Raw genomic sequence first — 5,949 nt, forward strand, 5'->3', positions numbered from 1 at the left:
TTATGTGGCGCACTCGGATGTGTTCGTTGTTCGAGAGGTTACTGCTCTGGCGTCAGGGCTTCCGGCGGTGGTTGAGCTCGGTGACGCCTGCCTGATGCTGGAGTTGTTCTGTCAGCCTGGCGTTCTCTGTTGTGAGCATCCGCAGGTGCTCCTCATAGATCTCGACGTGGCGACGTAGGTCGGTGTTCTCGTCGCGCAGGCGTCGGATGGTCTGGTCTCGTTCGTCGTCGTCGCGCGGCGGCCGACGTCGTTTCGGTCCGTCAGCGTGCTGCTGTCCCGCGGCGTCGAGCATGAACGAGGCGATCGACGCGAAGTGGCGATAGAACGTCGTCCGGTTGATGTTGAACTGTCTGGCGAGGGCGGCGACGCTGGGATAGGCGCCGCCGCCGCGGTGAGCGGCCAGGAGGTGTTCGGCTGCTGCGCGGACTTCCTCGTCGGTGGGCAACGTGGGACCTTTCACTGGTCCGCCTGGAGATGTCCGGCAGCGGTGAGCATCGCGGTCAGGTCCTGGTACTGCTCGGTGAGACGGTGCGCGACGTAGGGAGCGAGCGCATCGCCGACGTGGAGCAGGTTGTCGAGCTTGGTCAGCTGGTCGGTGAGCGCGTCGAGGTTGGCGTCGGTGAGTGCGACGTTGCGGCAGCGCAGCGGTTGGCAGGTGCCGAGATCGGGCATCGCCGCCGCGTCGTCCGTGGCCAACTGCCGCCGACAGAGCGCCTTGTTCGGGTCATAGACACAGGTAACGAACTGTCCGAAGTAGATTTTGGGGTCGTCGCGGCGCATGATCTTGGCCAGCCGTTTGGGGTCGGTGACCACGCTTCCTGCGTAGGCGATCTTGCGGTCCAGGTTGGCGAGTCGGGTCTGTGCTTCTCCGGCGGCGGGGCCGCGGAGGTCGAGGTGTTCGTGGCCTTCGATCATCGCGAGGAGCCGTTCGCCGCGTTCGAGAGTTCGTTCTGCTTCGACCTCGGCGCGGAAGCCGGAGTCGCTGGTGCCGGCGTAGCCCTCGAACATCTGGATGCTGTGGTGGCGGTATTGGATGGCGCCGGCGATCGTGCCGCCGGGTCGGCGGGCGATGAACCAGGCCAGCGTGCGGCGGAACTGGCTGGTGGACAGCGTCCAGCGCTGTCGCCTCACCAGCGGGACGCCGTCGGGCCGGTTGTGGTTGGCGCAGTGTTCGTTGATCCAGTCGACGAAGGCGTTCAGGGCCTTGTTGGTGGTGCTCGTGGTCGACGAGCGGTCGGTTCCGCGGTAGCCGGGCGAGCCGGGCAGGGGCGCGAACAGGTAGGTGGCGTCGGGTTCCTGGAGGTGTTCGAGGACGGTGACCGCGAGGTCGACGGAGTCGGACACCACCCAGGTCGCGGCTGTCCCGAGTGGACTGTGCTCGCCCTTGAACGCGAGGCTGGTGATGGTGCGGCGCGCGATCCGGTCGTCGCGGTCGAAACGGTGGCTGATGCAGCCGCGGCGCAAGTGCTTGACTTCGCTGTCGCGCATCCCGGAGAGGTAGGCGATGACGATGTAGCAGGCCGTCTGCAGAAGCCGCGACCATCGTTCGACTTCGGCGAACCGGAACGCTGTCTTCCAGGGAGTGCCGTGGGGGTGCTGCTGGGCAGGGGTGAAGAGGTAGGTGTCCTCGGCGACGCCGAGCTCGGCGGTCGCCGCGGTGAGCATCGCGTGTGTGGTCGGGTAACGCATCGAGCTGTGGTGCCTGTTGATCTGCCTGGCCAGGAACTTCTCGTTGATCTGTCCGTCTCCGGTGCCGGGCAGGGGGCGGCCGGCGGCGCGATAGTCCTTGAGGAGGCGCTCGAACGCGGCCTTGGTCTCGGCGCGCGTATGGCGTGTGCTGGTGGGGTGGTTCTCCTTGCCCTGGTTGTGCAGGGGCCGCCATTCGTCACGGGCGGCGAGGAGGTCGGCGCTGTAGTCGCGGACCCAGCGCAACGCCCAGATCAGCAGCGGGCTGATCACCTGCTCGGGGATGCGGTCGGTCCTGTTCTCCAGGCCGGTCGTCACCTTGGAATTGTCGGTGGACCACGACTCCAGGCGCTGGGGGTCCAGTTCCAGCCGGTCGCTGTGCAGGACGGCGCGATAGAGCCAGAACAGCCGTGCCGCCCGCCGGTGTGCGCCGCGCTGACCGGGGCCGAGGTCCTGTTTGAGCAGCCAGGTCTGATAGGCCGCCAGGTCGTCGGTGTTCATCTCGGTCAGCGACCGGCGCCCCCGTGCGTCCGCCCAGGCCAGGAACTTCTTGACCTGCGTGAACAGACCTCTGAGCGTCCCGAGCTTGGGGCGTGCCTCTCCTGCCGGTGACTCGCCGGCCAACAGCGCGAAGAACAACTCCTTGGCGACCTGCTGGTAGGGCTCCGGGAGGGTGGGGAAGTTCAGGATGAAGCGGCGCCGGTGCGCCTGGTGGTTGACCGGGCGCAGGTCCCAGATCATGTCGCCGAACCGGGAAGTGTCCGCCAGGTCGACCTCGTCGAGCAGCTGCTGTTCGCGCAGGACCAGCGTGTCGGCAGGGATCGGGTGCGGTGCTCGCCGCGTCGAGATCGCCGTGGTCATGCTGTCTCCTGCGGTCCGTCAATGAGCGCGATCAGGTCAGCCAGGCCGTCGGCGGCGGGCGCGGCGTCCCACTCGGCCGGGCTGAACTTCGGGCGGATGTGCTCGGTGATCGCCAGCCAGGTCAGGCCGTGGCGCTGCCACCACTCGTTCAGGTCGACCTTGTCGCGTTGGTCGGCGAGCCACTCCAGCAGCGCTTTCAGCCGGGGAATGTGGGCGTGGGTGACCAGGGAGTTCTCGCAGCCGAAGCACATCAGGAACGACACCGCGCAGCGCTCGCCCTGGCCGCGGGGACCGCTGTCGATGTCGGCGCAGGCCATGAACGCGGTGTCGAGCTGGCCGGCGAGCAGCTGTTCGGCCTTGCTCTGCGAGAGGTTCAGCTCGTCGGCGACATGAGCGGGCTCGGGCAACGCGTCCGCTGACCTCGACAGCACCCTCGCGTAGGAGATGCGGGCGTCCTGCTCGGCGTCGGACAACGCCGCTGTGACGACCTCACCGGCCCAGTCCTGGACCGAGGCGTCGCCGCGGAGGTAGTTGGTGAACAGCACTGGCATGGTGTTGCTGCGCGTGGAGGAAGGCAGGTGGCCGCCCGTCGCCCGGGTAGTGCGGACGTCCACGGTCTTCTTCAACCTCGGCGAGCTGATCTGCAGCGGTGCGCCGTCGTCACCGACCAGCGGGTGACGAGACTTCCAGGCTCCGATCGCCTTGCCGCGGTTCAACGAGCGGTCGAACGCGCCGATGTGGTCGTTGCGCCAGACCCAGATCGACCAGAGCGACTCGGTGCCGCTGAACGACCGGCCCAGCCGCATCATCTGCTCCAGCAGCAGGTAGAACCCGCCGGGTGTCTGCAACCGCTGGCTGGGTGAGCCGATCTCCCAGTGCACCGTCTCGAACATGCGGCTGGGGCCGCGCCGCCGTTTGATCAGCCCGGCCCGGACCGCCCGGCCTTCCAGGACCTCGTGGCTGGCGGTGAGATCCTTGATCGTCTCGACGTTGCGGCCGGACAACCCGACCGCCAGCGTCAGCAACGGTCCCAGGTCCCGGTCCTCGACGAACAGGTGTTTGGCCAGGTCCAGCATCGCCTTCCTGTCGCGCAACCCCGAGTTCGGATGCGGCAGCCGGATGATCGGGACGACGCCGGTGGCGGCGATCTCCTTGAGCACCGCGGCGAGCTTCTGCTGCTCGATGTCCAGCGAGCCCGGATCACGCTCGAACGTGGCCAGCAGCCGCTGCCCGTCCTCCAGGCGCTTGCGGATGGCCACGACCTCCGAGCGTGCCGCCGCCATGATCGCCCCGAACTCCCGGTCGGAGTAGCCGCTCTTCGGCTCGCCGTGGTTCTTGACGCGACGCCGGTCCAGCCAGGACCGCGCCTCCTCGTTGATCAGCTCCGGAGGCTGGATCTGCCGCAGGACCGTCCGCACTTGGCTGATCTCCTGGTTCACCGAGGTCTCGTTGGCGGTAGTCAGTCGGTCCAGCCGGAATCGGTCGAGGTGGCGGGCGGTCAGCTCCGCCCAGGTCGCCGGCGGGTGTGCCAGGGTGGCCAACGAGACCAGCAGGCGTTTGACCGCGCCCCAGACCGTGCCGGCGCTCGCCGCTGTGCGGAGTGTTCCCTGGGGTCCGGTGCAGCGCGCGAACGCCTCGGCGAGCGCGGGATGCAGACCGGGCAGCGGGTGGCGAGTGAATCGGAAGACCGCCCGGCGGCCGTCCTCGCCGACGACCGTCACCTCCAGCCCGGCAGGCGTGCTCTGGACAGACGGGTCAGGGTCGTAGGCGCCATCCGGTCGTTGTGCTGGACGACCACGTCGTGTGCCGGCCCGGTGGCCGCGTGCCGCCGGACGGATGTTCTCGCCCGTCATGCCAGCTCAGTCCCGGTCAGCGCGAACTCTTCCTCGGCGATCTCCTGCTCCAGCTCGGGAACAGCCAGCGTGTGCCGGTCCCAATCGTCGGGGATCAGCGCCAGCCGAGTCTCCATCGCCAGCTCGTTGAGGGTGTGCAAGTACTTGAACGTGGTCTCCACCGACCGGTGCCCCAGCCGTCGCCGCACCCAGTCCAGCGGGTCGCCGAACACCTGCTCGTAGCTGGTCCGCTGGCGGGTCGAGGTCATCTCGGCAAGTTCGCGGATGTGCTCGCGCTGCAGCTGTTCCAGCGTGACGACGGCGTAGGTGTGCCGGAGCAGATGCGCGTGAACCCGGATCGCGACCTCGTGTCGGCAGCATCTCTTGTTGGCGTCGCCGAACATCGACTTCCAGGTGCCCGGCATCACCGGCAACCCCTGATCGGTGAGCCAGAGCGCCGCGGGCTCCAGCCCATCAGGGCCGCGCACGAACAACCGGCGCCGCTGACGATGATCCAGCGACTCCACCGGCATCCCCCGACCGCCGCGGCGGCCGGACGCCAGCACCGCGCGCTCACGGTCTTCGACCACCAGCAGGTCTGGCAGGGCGTCGTAGGTGCCGCGGTCACGGGCGATCTCGATCAGCTCTGCCCGCTCGAACCGGACGTAGTCCCAGACGTCGCGCAGGACCGAGGCGGGGATGTAGAAGCGTCGACCCGATCCGCCCTTGGCGATCGCGGTGGGCAACCTGGTCGGCGCGTAGGCCCTGTTCAAGTCCATGTCCGGGATCTCGAACAACGTCAGGCTGGACTGCTCTGTCAGCCGCAGCCCGGTCCGGGCCATCAGGTCGCAGAACGCGGCGTTGCGCGAGGCGTAACGCCCTCGGAACGATGTGTCGCGCAGACCGGTGGGCAGGTAGCCGCGGACACCGACATCACGCCAACGGCGGTAGGTGGCTGGCGGCAGCCATGCCAGGTCCTCGCGATGGCCGTCCTTGGGTGCCTCCGCCGGTGTGGTCGCCCCTTCCGACCGCTGGTAGCCGTGCCAGCTGCGGGCAGCGCGCTGAAGAATCGGCGACTCTGCAACCAGCTCCCCGGCCTTCGCCCAGTGGTAGAACGCGTTGACCGTGGCGACCTCTCGACCCCACGTCGACCCCTTGACCCCAGGCCCACGCTCGTCGGTGCGGCGCCACCGCTGGTAGGCCGCGCGGTCGTCCGGGGTCGCATCACGCCACGACCGGCGTCCCACCGGCTCCCGGTGACACCACAAGAACGTCAAGAACCCTGCCAGGTCGTAGGCGATCGCCGCCTGCGTGTTCTCCGGCGCCGGGTTCTGCAGGAAGTACCTGTTCAGATCCAGGTCATAGGTGCCGTCAGGAGCAATCAGGCACGGGACATGATCAGGGATGTCTTCACGGTCCAGCCACGCTGGGATCGTCTCCGTCGGCAGACCCAACAGAGTCGGCCGCGGTGACCGCGGCACCGGCAACTGGCGACGGGTGAAGTGGACCCGCCAGCCCAAGATCGGCATCGGCGCAACCTACCTTGCACAGTGTTCGCGCCTACATAAGC

General features: G+C 68.1%; 4 protein-coding genes. All 4 read right to left on the minus strand.

Translation table 11 applies throughout. The features are described 5' to 3' along the window. Positions 1–52: 52 nt before the first annotated feature. From H5411_RS45675 to H5411_RS45690, 4 genes are read right to left on the minus strand one after another with little or no spacing between them, the layout of a single operon-like run. Positions 53–445 carry a hypothetical protein gene (locus tag H5411_RS45675; protein WP_183127927.1) on the minus strand — a complete coding sequence of 131 codons (393 nt, stop codon included), beginning with the start codon at positions 443–445 and terminating at the stop codon, positions 53–55. An 11-nt stretch (positions 446–456) separates the two neighbouring features. Beyond that, positions 457–2,547 (minus strand): hypothetical protein, encoded by a 2,091-nt coding sequence (locus H5411_RS45680; protein WP_183127928.1) that lies wholly within the window; start codon positions 2,545–2,547, stop codon positions 457–459. After that, positions 2,544–4,400, minus strand: a complete 1,857-nt coding sequence (locus H5411_RS45685) for a hypothetical protein (protein WP_183127929.1) — start codon at positions 4,398–4,400, stop codon at positions 2,544–2,546. Before H5411_RS45685 ends, H5411_RS45680 begins: the two co-directional genes overlap by 4 nt. After that, a complete protein-coding gene (locus tag H5411_RS45690; protein WP_183127930.1) occupies positions 4,397–5,908 on the minus strand; it encodes a site-specific integrase in 1,512 nt (503 codons plus the stop codon). The genes H5411_RS45685 and H5411_RS45690 overlap by 4 nt, the downstream gene beginning before the upstream one ends. Positions 5,909–5,949 lie beyond the last annotated feature (41 nt).

It is taken from the genome of Amycolatopsis echigonensis, assembly GCF_014174495.1.
Taxonomy (GTDB): domain Bacteria; phylum Actinomycetota; class Actinomycetes; order Mycobacteriales; family Pseudonocardiaceae; genus Amycolatopsis; species Amycolatopsis echigonensis.

What these genes read in the sequence shown, in the direction of transcription:
- H5411_RS45680 (WP_183127928.1), bottom strand. Translation starts at nt 2,547, where the DNA reads ATGACCACGGCGATCTCGACGCGGCGAGCACCGCACCCGATCCCTGCC.
- H5411_RS45685 (WP_183127929.1), bottom strand. Translation starts at nt 4,400, where the DNA reads ATGACGGGCGAGAACATCCGTCCGGCGGCACGCGGCCACCGGGCCGGC.
- H5411_RS45690 (WP_183127930.1), bottom strand. Translation starts at nt 5,908, where the DNA reads ATGCCGATCTTGGGCTGGCGGGTCCACTTCACCCGTCGCCAGTTGCCG.